11 protein-coding genes, 1 tRNA gene and 2 pseudogenes are annotated in these 16613 nt (G+C 35.2%); 6 read left to right on the forward strand and 8 right to left on the reverse strand.

Annotated features, from left to right (window positions below; genetic code table 11):
• Positions 1-878: 878 nt before the first annotated feature.
• Positions 879-1967, reverse strand: coding sequence for a 2'-deoxycytidine 5'-triphosphate deaminase (locus HWV54_RS05185; RefSeq protein WP_005866053.1), 1089 nt, complete (start codon positions 1965-1967; stop codon positions 879-881).
• A gap of 298 nt (positions 1968-2265) precedes the next feature.
• On the opposite strand from HWV54_RS05185, the gene mutL reads away from it, so the two are divergent.
• The gene (gene mutL / locus HWV54_RS05190) at positions 2266-4098 is read left to right on the forward strand and encodes a DNA mismatch repair endonuclease MutL (RefSeq protein ID WP_005866052.1); all 1833 of its coding nucleotides are present in this window, start codon (positions 2266-2268) and stop codon (positions 4096-4098) included.
• A gap of 121 nt (positions 4099-4219) precedes the next feature.
• Entirely contained in the window at positions 4220-4456 is a 237-nt protein-coding gene (locus HWV54_RS05195) for a DUF2093 domain-containing protein (protein WP_005866050.1), read from the forward strand.
• 27 nt (positions 4457-4483) lie between these two features.
• Here the strand turns inward: HWV54_RS05195 and lpxK are convergent, their stop codons facing one another.
• The 5 genes from lpxK to HWV54_RS05220 all read right to left on the reverse strand — a co-directional run bounded on the left by lpxK (position 4484) and on the right by HWV54_RS05220 (position 10034).
• A complete protein-coding gene (lpxK, locus tag HWV54_RS05200) occupies positions 4484-5503 on the reverse strand; it encodes a tetraacyldisaccharide 4'-kinase (protein ID WP_005866048.1) in 1020 nt (339 codons plus the stop codon).
• Complete coding sequence (gene waaA, locus HWV54_RS05205; RefSeq protein ID WP_040296461.1) at positions 5493-6812, reverse strand: lipid IV(A) 3-deoxy-D-manno-octulosonic acid transferase; 1320 nt, start codon at positions 6810-6812, stop codon at positions 5493-5495. The genes lpxK and waaA overlap by 11 nt, the downstream gene beginning before the upstream one ends.
• Positions 6813-7624: 812 nt before the next feature.
• Entirely contained in the window at positions 7625-7867 is a 243-nt protein-coding gene (locus tag HWV54_RS05210) for a DUF4170 domain-containing protein (protein ID WP_005866044.1), read from the reverse strand.
• 45 nt (positions 7868-7912) lie between these two features.
• A complete protein-coding gene (locus HWV54_RS05215; RefSeq protein ID WP_005866041.1) occupies positions 7913-8716 on the reverse strand; it encodes a 3'(2'),5'-bisphosphate nucleotidase CysQ in 804 nt (267 codons plus the stop codon).
• Positions 8703-10034, reverse strand: coding sequence for a TldD/PmbA family protein (locus tag HWV54_RS05220; RefSeq protein ID WP_005866039.1), 1332 nt, complete (start codon positions 10032-10034; stop codon positions 8703-8705). The genes HWV54_RS05215 and HWV54_RS05220 overlap by 14 nt, the downstream gene beginning before the upstream one ends.
• 1216 nt (positions 10035-11250) lie before the next feature.
• Here HWV54_RS05220 and HWV54_RS05225 point away from each other — a divergent pair.
• The 3 genes and pseudogenes from HWV54_RS05225 to HWV54_RS05235 all read left to right on the forward strand — a co-directional run.
• Positions 11251-11639 (forward strand): annotated as a pseudogene (locus HWV54_RS05225) (phage tail protein); the annotation flags it as partial.
• A 9-nt stretch (positions 11640-11648) separates the two neighbouring features.
• Entirely contained in the window at positions 11649-11903 is a 255-nt protein-coding gene (locus tag HWV54_RS05230; protein ID WP_005866037.1) for a tail protein X, read from the forward strand.
• Positions 11903-12906 (forward strand): annotated as a pseudogene (locus HWV54_RS05235) (phage late control D family protein). The gene HWV54_RS05230 and the pseudogene HWV54_RS05235 overlap by 1 nt, the downstream one beginning before the upstream one ends.
• A 498-nt stretch (positions 12907-13404) precedes the next feature.
• Here HWV54_RS05235 and HWV54_RS05240 read toward each other — a convergent pair.
• Positions 13405-13477: transfer RNA gene (locus HWV54_RS05240), tRNA-Thr, on the reverse strand.
• 1182 nt (positions 13478-14659) lie between these two features.
• Complete coding sequence (locus HWV54_RS07255) at positions 14660-14980, reverse strand: hypothetical protein (RefSeq protein WP_005866030.1); 321 nt, start codon at positions 14978-14980, stop codon at positions 14660-14662.
• A gap of 185 nt (positions 14981-15165) precedes the next feature.
• On the opposite strand from HWV54_RS07255, the gene HWV54_RS05245 reads away from it, so the two are divergent.
• Positions 15166-16593: an amino acid permease gene (locus HWV54_RS05245; RefSeq protein WP_005866028.1), complete on the forward strand. Its 1428-nt coding sequence runs from the start codon at positions 15166-15168 to the stop codon at positions 16591-16593.
• The last annotated feature ends 20 nt before the right edge of the window (positions 16594-16613 follow it).

The raw sequence follows: 16613 nt of genomic DNA on the forward strand, positions 1-16613 counted from the left end.
CCTATTAGACATTTTCTCAAAATATCCCTTTAGTAGATACAGGCAATTAAGATTGCAACTCAAAAAATACATCGATAAAAACAATATCTTTATTTTTGTTCTTTTCCAGGTTCAAAATTTGACAGCGCTAAGCTTTAGTCAATAACTGACAAATACACAGGTTATTAGTATGTATTCTAAGAATCAAGAATTAAGATGTAGTGTTTTTTATATCAATGCTTTTTATAGAGGTTGTTTTAAGCATCTATTCCAATTTTAAAACAATACACACCTTATAAGCTATTAAAGATATTTCACGTTATAGTTGATAAAAGTCATATAGCTCTAACTATTAAGTATAGATCACAGAAGTCTCCTTCCCAAAGATGAAAAAACTACTAATAGAATGAACTGAACTTGTCACATGCATCCAGCAATGTTTTCTTTCGTAGGTGCCTGTTAATCAAAATTTATGAATATACACTTCTTAGTTTATCAGGGTATTAAAGGATTTTAGATATGAGTACATATAAACAGAAAAATTTCATCTTTGATTAAGCTATTTTCTAATCATACTATAAAGCGATTATATACAAAAAGCGTAAATTATATAAAATTATCAAAATAGCATTTAAAATAAAAGTGTATTTAAAAAGTTATTATTGTTTTGTCACTGAAAGAAAACTCATTTTTTATTCTTTAACGATATGTTATATTGAAAAAAGTATGTGATATATTTATTTAAAGTTTTTAAAATAAAGCGAATGGCTGCAATTAATTCCGCATATTCAGTTCGAGAAACAAATAAACTGGCAGTATATCATATTGATAAAAACTACAGCGTTTCTTTCATTAAAATCCGCTTTTTGAAACATTTTATCAAAGTTAGTGTTTTCAAATTATTTAAAATGTTTAGACAACTTTAATCCTTGCGCTTGATAATGTGATCCAGCATCATGTCCGTAAAGTGCTGATGGTCGATTAAGCATATGTTCATACACTAAACGGCCAATAATTTGACCATGCTCCAAGATAAACGGAACTTCATGACTGCGTACTTCCAAAACCGCTTTTGCTCCTTTTCCACCTGCTTCCATATGTCCAAACCCTGGGTCAAAAAAACCTGCATAATGCACCCGAAATTCACCAACTAAAGGATCAAAAGGGGTCATTTCCGCTGCATAAAGTGGAGGAATATGGACAGCTTCTCTCGAAACTAAAATATAAAACTCATCAGGATCAAGAATAAGTTCCCTTTGTCCACGGTCAAAAAGAGGCTCCCAAAAATCTAGAATATCTGCAACAGCATGTTTATCGATATCAATAACACTTGTATGGCGTTTACCACGGTAGCCCACAAGCCCATTTTCATCACCTTTCAAATTAATGGAAAGCCCAAGCCCACCTGCACTAATATTAGGTAAATCATCGGATATCAATGTTTCATACGTATGCAAAGTGTGCAGTTCAATTTCATTTAAATAACTGTGTCCTTTGCGAAACCGAAGTTGAGATAAACGTGAACCGGTATGCACCAAAATTGGAAATGTACGTGGACTAATTTCAAGATAAAGTGGACCATGATAACCGGCACAAATCTTATCAAATTCTTGAGCATTATCGGTAATTACACGTGTAAAAATATCTAAACGTCCGGTAGAACTTTTAGGATTGGTAACTGCTGATAAAATGTCCGGTAAAGCTAAACTTTCCAAAAGAGGGACAATATAAACACAACCTGTTTCTAGAACCGCTCCGTTCCGCAAATCAAATTCGTGTAACTTTAATCGTTCGAGTTTATCTAAAACTTTCACATTGGCTCCTGGCATAAAGGAAGCACGTATACGATAAGCTTTATCCCCTAAACGAAGATCAAGACTTGCAGGTTGTATTTGGGCTGCATCAAATGGCCAAAGAGCTTTGAGAATATTATTATCAATTAAGGCTTGTATATCATCATCTGCCAAAATACCGCTACTACGCGCCATATGTTTTGCCTTCCATTTTTACTTCATTTCTTTTTTGTCTTAGATGATTGATTAGTACAAGATGTTTTCGGGTAATAAAGATGATTCGCTTCTCATTTTCCCAATTAATTTACTACTATAATTAGTCATAGAATGCTAAAAAAAACGAAACAGCATTTAGTGCAATACTCTTTGAAAGTAAATAATAGTTATTTTGAATAATATCTCTCATACCTTGTCATTCTTGAATGTTACACAAATAATGCTATTATAATCCAAAACTTCTATAGAATCCGCGGGAATCTTGTTAGACTTTATTATGATCATACGCCATCTCAGCGAGAATATTATTAATCAAATTGCTGCCGGTGAAGTTATTGAACGGCCAGCAAATGTTGTCAAAGAACTTGTTGAAAATTCTATTGATGCTAGAGCAACGCGTATTGAAATTGTTATAGCAAATGGTGGAAAAAACTTTATAAAGGTGAGTGATAACGGTTGTGGTATTTCTGCTAATCAGTTAACATTAGCAGTGTCCCGTCATTGTACTTCAAAAATTACCGATGATGTACACAATATCTGCTTCCTTGGTTTTCGAGGGGAGGCTTTACCCTCTATTGGTTCTGTGGCAAAACTTAAATTAATTTCACGAACGCAAGATGCTGATAGTGCTGCTGAAATTACCGTCACAGCAGGAAAAATTGTCGGACCAAAACCGGCTGCTGCAAATCCTGGAACAATTGTTGAAGTTAGGGATCTTTTTTTTGTCACTCCAGCACGGCTAAAATTTATGAAAACTGATCGTGCTGAAACGAATGCCATTATCGATATGGTTAAACGAATTGCTATCGCATTTCCACATATCCGCTTTTCTTTCTCAGGCCCAGACAGAACTACTATGGAACTTCCTGCTACAGAAAATAATATCCAAGGACAGTTACAACGTATTACACAAATTATGGGTAAAGAATTTGCTCCCAACAGTATCCCACTTAATGCTGAACGCGAATCAGTTCGTTTGACTGGGTTTGCTTGTTTACCATCTTTTAATCGTAGTAATAGTCTTCATCAATTTGCTTATGTTAATGGGCGTCCAGTGCGCGATAAATTTCTTTGGGGAGCAATTCGAGGAGCCTATGCTGATGTCATGATTCGGGATCGTTATCCTGTATCCATTCTTTTTATTGATCTACCACCTGCTGATGTAGACGTAAATGTCCATCCAACCAAAGCAGATGTACGATTCCGTGATTCAGGGTTAATTCGTGGTTTAATCATTGGAGCAATTCGTGAAGCATTGCATCAAACGGGTGTTCGTCCTACTTCAACGCACTCTGAAGCAATGCTGGCTGCATTTCAAACACAACAGCCATTAAAAGCTTTTAAAAGCACTTCTTCTTCTTACAGCCTACAACCTCACCATTTTACATCTGCAACAATGATTCACAAACCACTCGATACTACTAGCTCTTTGGGTTTAAAAGAATATGCCACTCCTCTTATGGAGGGCTTAAATATACCAAGCGGTGATGCCTATATTTCAAGTACTACACCTTCATCAGAAGAATTATCTTATCCCTTAGGGGCTGCCAGAGCACAAATTCATAAAAACTACATTATCGCTCAAACCCAGGATAGTTTGATTATTGTAGATCAGCATGCTGCTCATGAACGATTGATTTATGAAGCACTCAAGAATGCACTTTATTCCAAACCACTTTCTTCACAATTGTTGCTTATCCCTGAAATTGTAGAACTCTCTGAAGAAGAGGCAACATGTCTTTTAACGCATAAAGATGCTTTGCAGAAATTTGGCTTGGGGATAGAACCATTTGGTCCTGGTGCAATTGTTGTACGCGAAACACCCTCTATGTTAGGGGAGGTCAACATACAAGCCCTCATTAAGGATCTTGCAGATGAAGCTGCTGAGTATGATACGACAGACAATTTAAAAGCAATGCTTGATTATATCGCAGCTACTATGGCTTGTCATGGCTCAATACGATCAGGACGTCTTTTGCGCCCTGAAGAAATGAATGCACTATTACGACAAATAGAAGCAACCCCTAATACAGGGACATGTAATCACGGTCGACCTACTTATATTGAACTTAAATTAGCTGATATAGAGAGGCTTTTTGGTAGAAAATAAATTACTTACTTATCGTATTGGCAAGAAGGAAATATTTTTTAAATCACTCTCGACTTCATAAGGTGTTTTATGGCACTTTACTTGGATACTTCCTCATAAAAATAAAAAGGGAATATAAAGAATGTTTTCTAGTGAAGAACGCGAAGCGAAAATTCATTATACCAATAATGGATATAAAATCGTAGAATATGGAACCTATACCCTTTGTGCTGTCAGCGGACAAAAAATCCTGCTAGAAGATTTAAAATATTGGAATCATCACCGTCAAGAAGCGTATGCTAGTTGTGAAATTTCCTATCATCGCGAACTTGAGTGTAATCCGTATCTCAGCCAATTGTTAAAAACGCAGAAAAAATAACCAATTGAAAACTATAAATTCATTTCTTTAAAGGAGATGTTTGCGCTCTTTAAAACGGGTCATGACTTCTTCAAGGATTATATGGCAAAAGTCTTTTTGAACAAAATCGACTTTAATATCAAATACAATAAGATTTTTTAAAATTTTTTGCACATTGCTTGTTTGTATACGTACGTAATCTTTAGCAGTTGTAGCTAACCATAAATTTTGAGTTTTAGCCTTTTGTACAAGATTTTTTAAATCTGTATCGGTAAAAAAATAGTGGTCAGGATAAGAGTAGGTTTGGACTACATGACCAGAAAGTTCTTTAATGGATTTAAAAAATTTATTTGGATTGCCAATACCTGCAAATGCCAAAAATGATTTTTTTGCAACCTCTTCAGATGCTAAAGATTTAAGGTACGCATGATACAAAGGTTTTCCAGTATGAGTGGCAGGAAAAGTAATTTTATCATGTGTATCCGAATGACCAATTAACAAAACACCATCTGTCAAAGAAAGTTGTGTTTTTAATGGTGCACGCAATGGTCCTGCTGGAAAAACAAGTCCATTACCAAAACCACGCATTGAATCTACAACGAGCAATGCATAGTCCATATAAAGGCGGCGACTTTGAAATCCGTCATCCATTAAAATCAGATTACATCCTTCTTGCTTGAGACGTTGTGCTGCTGCATAACGATCGGCGGATATGGCAACAAGAGCATGTCGTGCAAGTAAAAGCGATTCATCTCCAACATCGCGCGCATTATCATATTCCTCATTGACAAGATGTACTTCCTTAATTATTCCACCATAACCACGGGATACAACACCGGGCACAAAACCAAGTTTTTTAGCTACTTTGGCAAAAGCAATAACAACAGGTGTTTTACCAGCACCACCGCATGTAAAATTGCCAATACACAAAACTGGAAGATCAATAATAGGGGGATGTCTTGCCATATGGCGACGTGAATAATAACTATAAACCCATGAGATTGGGGCTAACAAAACACGCAAAAAGCTTTTATCTTTCCACCAAAAATATGGCGCGTTAATACGCATATTTACCCCGGTACCGACTTAAACCTGTTTGTATCACAAGAGGTTGCAAAAATGGTTCAAGAACCTTTAATGTGCGTTCGAGTGCACCGGCCATACTTGTTGCAATTTCATAGGCTTTATCAATCATTTCTTGTCGTAATACTTCATTTGTTAAAAGCCTATACACTTGAATAGCAAGCTGTTTTGTATCTTGAATCATATATGCTGCTTCACGCATTAAGAATTGTTCAAACATCTCTTGAAAATTTGAGACATGAGGTCCGGTCAAAATAGCTGAACCAAAAAGAGCCAATTCCAATGGATTGTGTCCACCATTTCCACATAACGACTTTCCAATGAAAGACACTTTTGATAAGCGAAGGAAAAGCCCCATTTCCCCAATCGTATCACCCCAGAAAACGTCTGTATTTGCATCTGGAACAACATTACTGCTTCTACGGATAAAACGCAAACTCTTATTGTTGCATTTTTTAATAAGATCTTCTAAGCGTTGAGGATGGCGGGGCACAATGATTGTCAATAAATCTGGCAAATAATTTTTAAGAATCTTATGAACCTCAAAAGCAATCTCTTCTTCACCTTCATGGGTTGAAACAGCTGCCCAAACTGGGCGGTTGCCGATAGCATTACGGTAATGTGTAAGCAAGGCTTGATTTTCAGCTGGTAAAACATCGGCTTTAAGATTACCAGAAAGTGCAACAGATTTTACTCCAAGGGCATGGTAATAAGCGACATCTCTTTCATTTTGGCCAATAGCCAAGTCAATATGCTTAAAAATATATTTGGCAAGAACAGGACGTTTTTGCCAAGCTTTAAAAGAACGTTCAGACATATGGGCATTAACCAAAATTTGTGGAATACCCATTTTAGCCAATTCTTTAATACGGAGAGGCCAGATTTCCGATTCACAAATTAATGTTAAATCCGGCTTCCAGTGATTGATAAAACGGTGTACTGCCAAATCTAAGTCCAAAGGAGCATATTGATGAATTAACCGATTACCAAACTGTTTTTTCACAAGGGTGGAAGATGTTACAGTACCAGTTGTCAATAATACATTAATACCCAATGATAAAATGTAATCAATAAGAGGGACAAGAGCAAGTGTTTCTCCAACACTGGCGGCATGCAACCAAATGAGTGGGCTTTGAGGTCGTGCTTTATGGCTCTTACCCAAACGCTCTTTTTGGCGCCCCCACTCTTCTTTTCCACGGACAGTACGAAGAAACAGATAAAAAGGTACAACAGGACGTAAACAAAAGCCAATCATTCGATAGATTAAAAAAGCAGCTTGTGCCTTTATTTCCATTCTTAAAACCATCTCATTCACCTGTTTTGAATCGTCTGTAAACTTTTTTATTAAACGATTCATTACTTCTATTCATTGCTTTGATTTTTTTTTCACGAATAGTAAAATATCCCTAATATTTTAGGCAATAAAAAACGCTTCATTTATAAGAATGATTTGGAAAGCAGAAATGCAATTCTATGCCATGTTTTTTCAAGTGTTTTCTCCTATGAAAATGCATACACATAAGGTATGATAGTACAGGTAAATAATTTGGCTAATAAAATAATTCTTTTTCTAATTTTGTGCACTTTATATCCACAATTATAATATTTCTTCAGACTTAAGAAAATTTTGAGCATTAGAAGCCCTTATATTCATATGAACATTAGGTGTTTTTTTCATACTCTCAAACCATGAGCAAATTTAAATTTTCATTTTTGCAAGTGGTATATTATTTCTGAAGGAACAAAGCGAAAAACATAGTAACAACTTTATCCCTTTGAGAATAAAGAAAAGATATTATGTTATATTATCATACAAAAAAGTTGTAAGAAATCTATTATAAACGTTTTCTGCCTTGATAGCATTATCTAAGATTCTTAACTGTGGATTTGTCTAATAAACAAAACATAATTATTCTATCCACACAACAAAAACGATATAAACCTTATTTTATCCGTAAATATTGATTTCTGTATCAAAAACACTTTAAAATGCAGTACTTTTTTCTGAGTTCTTTACTCTTCTTTGATATATATCGAATCTAAAAAATTCAATTTTTCTATATGCATATAACTTAAGGAAATGGTGATCAAATATTCAAGTCTTACTTATGTATCGCTTATTTCAGAGTCAAAAAATTGATGCAAGTCAACGATATAATAACGTTGTAATGCGTTGTCTACACTGCTTTGTGCTTTCGCATGCCATGCCTCTTGAGCTGATTGATAATCTGGAAAAATACCAACTACATCTAAATCATCAATATTCTTGAATTGATTACTATTAAGATTTTTTAATTCTCCACCAAATACAAGATGCAAACATTGTTTTTTTTCACTGGTTTCAGTCATATGTGCCTCCATATCATTAAGAAATTTTAGCGCGTTTTTATGTGATTAAACTAACTTTGCTTGACGAACAACATCTATCATATCTTGACAGCAATTATTTTTACCAGCAATTAAAATTCCATATTGATAAGGTTCAATTCTGTAAGATATAATAGGTGTATCAAGCGATAGAAAACAACCTCCGCTTTCCTGTAAAATAAGATCAGCTGCAGCAATATCCCATGCATGACAATTCGGACGAACCAATACAATATCAATCTCATTTTGAGCAACAAGAACAATACGATACGCGAGAGAAGGAATGTGGCGATAAAAATTGACTTGATTGCAAAAATCATCTGGTAATTTTTGCGCTAGTGATTTATCGAGTGAAACTTTGTACTTTCCATTAATTTGAGAAGCTAAAAGAGGGAGTTTTGTACCATTTAATGTTGCCCCGCTACCAGCAACAGCTGCATAAACATCTCCCTGAGCTGGACATTGTACAACACCTACAATAGGACGCCCATTCTCAATAATAGCAATCGAAATACACCAATAAGTGCTATCTGAAAGAAAACCACGAGTTCCATCAATAGGGTCAACTACAAAGTAGCGTTCATAAATTCTTTGATACCGATCATCTTTTGTTTCTTCTGAAATCCATCCATAATTTGGGCGTGCTCTAAGAAGCTTTTCCTTCAAAAAGTGATCAACTGCAAAATCTGCTTCACTGACTGGTGAATTACCTTCTTTCATCCAAACGTTCAACGCACATCCAAAATACCTCATTGCTAAATTTCCTGCCTCTCGACAAACATCAAGCAAGAGAGTTAAGTCAGAAGAATAATGCGTATTATTTTCCTGCAAGTGTCATACCTTCAATTAATAATGTTGGAGCGGTTGTACCATAACGTCGATCAATATCGTTCGCAGGTGTTAAGTGTGCTAACATATGAAGTAAATTAGAACCTAGTGTTATTTCACTTACTGGATAAGCAATTTCGCCGTTTTCAATCCAAAAACCAGCAGCACCACGACTATATTGGCCCGTAACAAAATCAATACCATGCCCAAATAATTCTGTAACATAAAAACCATTTTGCAAATCTTTTATCATATCATGAGGCGATATTAAACCCGGTTCAATAGCAAAATTGGTACTCATTGGTTGAATCGATGACGCTGAACGGACACCATGACCATTAGTTTTCAGTCCCAATTCACGCGCTGAAGATGATGAAAGGAGCCAGTTTTTTAAAATACCATTTTCAATAATATTTAATGTTTGTCCTTCTACTCCCTCTTCATCGAAAGGACGAGAAGCAATTCCACGCAATCGCAAAGGTTGATCAGTTACATTAACATCTGGTTTCATCACTGCTTTTCCCAAGAGATTTTGTAAAAGGCTTGTTTTGCGTGCCACGGATGCTCCATTCACCATCGATGCGATATGCCCGGCGATTCCACGAGCTGTACGCGGATCAAAAATAACATCTACAACTCCTGTAGCAGCACGAACTGCTCCCAAACGTCGAACTGCACCAATACCCGCCTTTCTTCCAACAATTTCTGCTGCTTCCAAATCAGAAAAATGTAAGGCAGTTGTATAATCATAATCTCGTTCCATTTCTGTGCCCTCACCAGCAAGGGCACTGCAAGAACGAGAAAAACAACTGGAGTGATAAGTTCCACAAAAACCATCGCTGGTTACAAGAACAAATCCGCTATGACCATAAGCTGTCGTGGCTCCACCAGAGTTGCTCACTCCTTTAACATCAAGAGCTGCTGCTTCCATTTTTAAAGCATCTTCTGTGAGAAAATGACTAGGTGGAATAAAATCATCAAAAAGATCAAGATCTTTAGGTTGTGTAACTAAAGCTTCTTTATCTGCCAAACCTTCAAATAAACTGTCAGGAGAAGCTTTCGCCATCATAACAGCATGTTCTGCAAGTTCTTGAGGATAAGACGCTAAATTCGCAGAAACACTTGCCACTTTTTTGCCGACAAAAACTCTTAATGTAAAATCATTGCTTTCTGAGGCTTCTGTCGATTCGACTTTCCCAAAACGAACTGATACGCTGGTAGAATGTGTGCGAACAATAACAGCATCAGCAGCATTTGCCCCAGAACGCTTTGCCGATTCAATCAATGAAGAGGCTTTATCAATCTGGTTCTTTTCAGTCATCATGGACTCCTTTAAACATTGATCATTCATATGGGTAGCAATTTGGAAAGTTTATACAAAATATAACTTTTGTATATACATAGATAGAAAAGTATGCATTATTAAAGCATTCTTTTTCTTTTAACGAATTGAGCAATTTCTTTTTTAACTTCTTTTTAAAAAGGTGCAATATATTATTAATTTTTTGGCTTCAATCATTCGAATTCACTGTATGCCATTGCACAAGCTAAACCCGCGTTTATAATTAAACAAACAAGCAACCACGCAATGATACTGTGACTTTAACGTCAAATTTTCAAGCGTTCCAATAATTGGAAAATATTCTAAACCACATGCCTTTTAGTCATTAAGCACTAAATTGATTTTCATGTTATCTCCTCTATAGTATTCTTTAGTTCTTACGCAAGCGTAAGGAAAAACCTCTATAATACTCCTTCTTTAACATTTATGTGCTCTCTTCTCATGAATGCAATAATTTGGTGAATAAAACACAAAACATAGAAAGTACAAAAGATAACTGCGTTCATTATGATTTACTCAGAAAAGTAGTCATAAGTTTCTTTTACTCTGTATGCAGATGTCAATACAGACTCTCTGTTTCATGGCTATCTAAATAAGTTATCATCATGCACTCTTTTTCGGTGTTACAAAGTACAAAAGACAGCATTTTGCCTTTTTTATGCATCGTAGTTAATCGGCTATTATGTTATTAATTAAAAAAGCCTGATCGATTTTCTCTATATCTATCCTTGGATTTAGTTTCGAAATCAGAATGCTGTTTCAATTAATTCTGGAAGAATGATAGTTCATAATCTCTTAAACGAGTACAGAGGTATTTGCCAATAACGAAATATCTTTGCACATAAAATAAGCTTTTTGAATAAATACATTCAATGAAATCTAGTCAATTTTTATAAAATAGATATTGCACTTATTTTATTATAGAAGCTTTAGTATAGAATCGATTGTACACAATGGTCTGATTAGATTTAAACAGATAAAAAAGTACTCTTTGGAATGGGATTATAAAATTCCTATGGTTCAAAGACTCAATTCTCACGTGGGCTATAATAACTTACACCATATTCTTTTGAAAAAATATCAATTTTCTTCAATAAATTGAGCATTACTACGAGATAGTTTTATTTCCAGAATGAGGGAGGGAAGGGTATGAGTGAGAGATTCTTTGCTAATGTTAGGAGCACATTAATTCTATGTGGACTGGTTGAATTTTCAATCCTTTGAGAAAGAGTTTTTTGCCTCATGGGTTTCCATGGAGCGTTTTGGCAGGTTCCCCAGTTTACAATTTACTGGTTATGGCAATGACCCTAAAATCATCCGTAGGGTTTGGTTTCCGGAAGAATTTAGGGATCGGGTTTTTAATGCTATCACCACAACTATTCGAAGAGCAAAGCCCATTCAGATGCTTCATTGGATCAATGATAGAACCTATAGTGCTATTCTCTATAGTCTCATAGTGATCACCACTATTAGTAAAGACCACGACTTTATCAGTCGCTCTGGTCAATCCCAGCGTATCCGCTATTCCATCAGTTTTTGTCCTTTTTTGACGGCGGAAAACCGCAAGAACAATATCAGGTGGGAATAAACTCCATGAAGATACCAGAAAAGCATGTTTTTGTAGAATTAGAGGATTTGAGTTTCGATCTCGTCTGCTTTCAATATGCTATGGCTATGTTAAGGGACTGCAGACAAATTGGGGGACTGGATGGTTATTTAGAAGCTACGTTGGAAGCCAATCCAGAGATTGCCAAATGTGGAGCTCTTTTATTACAGAGCTTAAAAGTCATTCTGCCTGAATTTGTGATGTATGAAAAGAACAATGTGGGCAAGCGGCTATGGGATTAATGCGCACGCATTCCTTTATTGAAGTGAGAGTAGGAGATAAGCTTGTTCATGAAGTTTTTTATCAATGTTTTTAATGGCTACCATCACTGATCATGCTGGCAATGAAGTTGATACATTTGAAGCAGAACTTGATGATAGTGGTAATGATTTAGAGATTCCCTTGAGCTTACAGTGCGCTGCAGGTAATCTTTAGCGATGAGAACAGCATGATTGCTTTTATGAGGTATTTTATTGTCGAGTCGGTTATGAGTTGTGGTGGCAGCGATGGAAAAATCTTGCGCCTTTGTGGCAAAAGCGCCTCTATGCGTGAGGAAATCAAGGAACAAAGCAGTGAACACTTTGACCATAAAACCATTGTGAAGATTGTTGAGATAGTCGCTAAACGTCATGACTATCAAGCAAAGGTGAGCTCGCGATTTGCCAAATAAACCTTACCTACCTTATGTGGTGAGCACGGATCAGTTTGCGATTGATTTTTTAACTTGCCTTGTTAACCGAATGCGGGCGCGGTTTTTAATCGAAGACAATAAGTTTTTGTTTTTGAGCGGGAGCGATTTACCAGCCCTCAACATCCATCGGCGTGACTGTTACCAGCTGGGAATTTATCTTCGAGTCATGTACTCAATACGGTACCATTGAAGCATGTTATTTTGATCGCTCACAAGAGTATCAATGCCAGGTTACGCATCAACAGATTTTAGCAGTCGCGTGCGCCGTTTGTGCAATTACTATCCATGCAAGGAAAAGGCTTTGGCTGCTGCAGCCTTCTGTGTCGAATAGGCTTTGCTGTGCTGTGAGAAGTGATTCTTTAACCCTCGAGGGGGGCGCCCTGAGATCATAGTTGATCAACTTCATCTGTTGCAAGGGTTTCGGGATGAAAACAATGGCTCATGGAAAGCTGCAATCGTTACTCACCGCTATGAAAAGCAAAGCGGGTTATACCACAGAAATCACCCTAGAAGCACACGATAAAGGAAAGAAAACAATAGAAAATGAAAGCTAGAGAGAACACAAAATCAAAGGATCAAATTGACCCTTTGACCGGACGCGATGCTTCCTGAAATCAAAGTGCAATATTTGCACTTTGCGTAGGAGAGAGGAATAGGGAAAACTTGTCTCGATTTCTCAAAGGAGCAATGGTGCAAACATTGCACAATTGTATACTGAAAAACAATAAGATCAACTTGATCGAATTGCTTAAACATTTTTCTTTTTAAATAATGTGCTTAGGGTACAGAATAATTATCAGTTAATTTATTCTAAAAGAGGTTATTACATCTTATATACTGCCTTTTAAAATAACGCAATTCTTACTAAAGAGTTGATCATCTCAGATTGTGATTTTGAGGAGAAGAAAAAAAGATTCATGAAAGGGGTTTTAAATGACCTTTGAAAGGTCTTTGAAGACCCTTTGAGAACTCCTTAAAAAAAACTTTGAAAAAATGCGTTGGTACAAAACCTAATGACAAGCTACAAGTGATTATTTTTTATAGCAATACGGTGCCGCATGCCGGATTCGAACCAGCGACCCCATCATTACGAATGATGTGCTCTACCAACTGAGCTAATGCGGCATAGGCTTGTACATTAATTAAACAAAATCAGTTTGAGGGTAATAACTAAAAGTATGCATAAAAGCAAGTATGCATTTTTTTCAATAAGTTATAAGATGCGGTCATTATTGAGATAGAGAACGGGGAATAAAAGGTTAAGAGCAGAATAGTATTTTTTGATATTAATGTCATAAAATGGGTTTCAATTTATCACAGTGTTCTAACTTAAAAACTATTATAAAAGCGCATTTTTTAGGTATTACTTGATGCCAGGATAGTTTCGTAAGATAAGTATATAGCTTTTTCTAGAAAAGAAAGAAATTTATTGGACAAGCAATTGAAAAATAAAAGATATCATAACCTTTATGATGTGGAGATAAGAACAATGGAATTAATAGAAAAGTTAATTATTGTTTTTATAAGAACAAACATAAAAAGTATATTAATAAATTAAATATGTTTTCTATTAGAGTTGGAAATGAAACTAGTTTACCAAGAAAAGCTTATTGATGAGCTTTCTTTCACTTAATCAATAAAAAAATTATAATGTGATATTAAAGATTGGATGCTTTAACGAGCAGATTTCCAGAGTTGGAAAAACAGGATTAGTTTAAAACTATCGTGTTATCATCTCCACATCAATAAGGATTTAGAATATTTTTTTGAAGCTTTTAAGTTATTTCTCAATAATAAGGAATTTTGAATTTTTTCAAGATATGATGTGTAACAGGCTGCAATTAATATAAAGTTTTTATAAACTGCATAATTTCTCTCGTTATTTCAGGAAATTTCAATCTTATTAAGGAGTACTGATATTATTAAGATATTTTTCTATATGTGATCTGTAATGATAAAACAAAGAGAAATTTATGTAAAGGATAAAGGAACGATCATGAGCAATTTTAACTATACCAACTATTCAGCCTTTCTTATACAGATGTTTCTTATAGGTGGAATAAGAAATTCAATTGAGTAAACAATTGTCTTTCATTAACGAAAATGAGTTGGCAGTACAGTTGTTAATTATAATAATCATAAGCGAGTGTATCTTTTGATAATAAAGTGCTTTAAATCTCTTTTTATTAACAAAATAGCTTCCAGCTATCATTGATAGAATGAAGTCTTCTAAACTACCTTGATTATGTATTGTACAATGGATTTTAGAAGAATCTTTTCAATTTTAAAATCAAATATATTCTTTTTTTAAGTATACGATATTTTGTGAAAAGGCTTTTGTTTTTCATGATTCAAGATACAAAATGCTACTGCTACAGCACAAAAGATAGACCACATTGGTAAACAAGTGAGAATAATGCAAACTGAGGACAGAACAGGGGGTAAGATATTCTTTATAGACTGGTTTAGGTTATAGATATCTGTTTGCAGAAAACTTGCTAATATTTTGTTTAAGGGGGTTACCGTCCAATGTGATGCGCTCATAGAGTGTACACTATCAATGACAAATAGTATGATTGCTAGTGTAACGAAAATGAAAGCCATTAATTTAAGAAAAAGGCGCAGCATATTTTTTCCTATAATTTTAACAAGAACAATTGCATAATTCACAAAAAAACAAGAAGTTGCATTATAACAAGAAAATAAATTTATATTCTCTCTATATAATTTCTTTTGAAAAAAAATATGTTAAAGATATTATCAGCTTTTTGTATAAAGATTAAAATCAATATCAAGGGGGAGAGTGGATAATAGTGCTTAATGATGCGAATAATGAATTGAAGCGTGATCTTCAAAATCGCCACATTCAAATGATTGCTTTGGGTGGTGTTATTGGGACAGGACTTTTTTATGGATCAACAGAGGCAATTCAATTAGCTGGTCCTTCAGCCATTTTAGCTTATCTCTTCGGGGGACTGATTATGTATTTCATTATGCGAATGCTTGGTGAAATGTCAGCAGAAGAACCGTCTTCAGGAGCTTTTAGTTTCTTTGCATATAAATATTGGGGAAGATTGGCTGGCTTCATAACAGGTTGGAATTATTGGTTTCTTTATATTCTTGTGAACATGACTGAACTTACAGTGATTGGGTTTTACCTTGATCATTGGGTTTCGATTGATCATTGGAAGTCATCCTTCACTGTTCTTTTGTTTGTTACATTAATTAATTTGTTTAATGTTCGTTTTTATGGAGAATTTGAATTTTGTTGCGCTTTGATCAAAGTTGCTGCTGTTATTAGTATGATTATTTTGGGGATTTTTCTCATTATTACTGGAGTAGGGGAAAGCCCAGCGAGTGTTCATTATCTTTGGGATCATGGCGGTTTTTTTCCTTATGGGGCAATAGGGGTTGTTTTGGCGACTTCTGTAGTAATGTTTGCTTTTGGAGGCACCGAACTTATTGGTATTGCTGCTGGAGAGGCAGCTAATCCACAAAAAACAATACCAGCGGCTATTCGTCAAGTTATGTGGAGGATTATAATTTTTTATATTGGTTCTATCAGCGTTATTATGATAATCAGTCCATGGAATATAATTGGGAAAAACGGTAGTCCTTTTGTCACAATTTTTGAAACTATAGGAATCCCTGCACCTGGTCATATTTTAAATTTTGTGGTTATTATGGCTGCTATTTCTGTTTATAATAGTGGCATTTATTCTAATGGTCGTATGCTTTATAGTTTAGCCATACAAAAAAATGCACCACATATTTTCAGTAAACTGAGTACTGCTCATGTTCCTTATGTTGCTATCCTTTTTTCATCATTCTGTACGGCTATAATTGTTGTTGTGAATACTCTTATCCCTGATAATAGTTTCATGCGAATCATGGCTCTTGCAACTGCGGCAGCAGTTATTACTTGGGCCATTATTATTATTGTTCATTTGAAATTTCGAAAAGCACATAGGAATAGAAAAAAGGACTTTATATATGCGTTTGGTTTATATCCTTACGCTAATTATCTTTGCCTCTGCTTTCTTGCTTTATTATTTTTCATTATGTTTGTAAGTGGCTTTGGAAACAATGGATTAATGGGGCGACTTTTTGAGATGATCGGAATAAGAATATCTTTTTTTGAAACATATATCTCTGTTCAGATGCCTGATATGAGTTTGGCAGTTATTATTATTCCTCTATGGTGCTTGTTTTTATTCTTGGGCTATAAACTTAAACGGTAGCGATATAAGAGGTAATATAA

This window comes from Bartonella alsatica, assembly GCF_013388295.1.
Lineage (GTDB): Bacteria > Pseudomonadota > Alphaproteobacteria > Rhizobiales > Rhizobiaceae > Bartonella > Bartonella alsatica.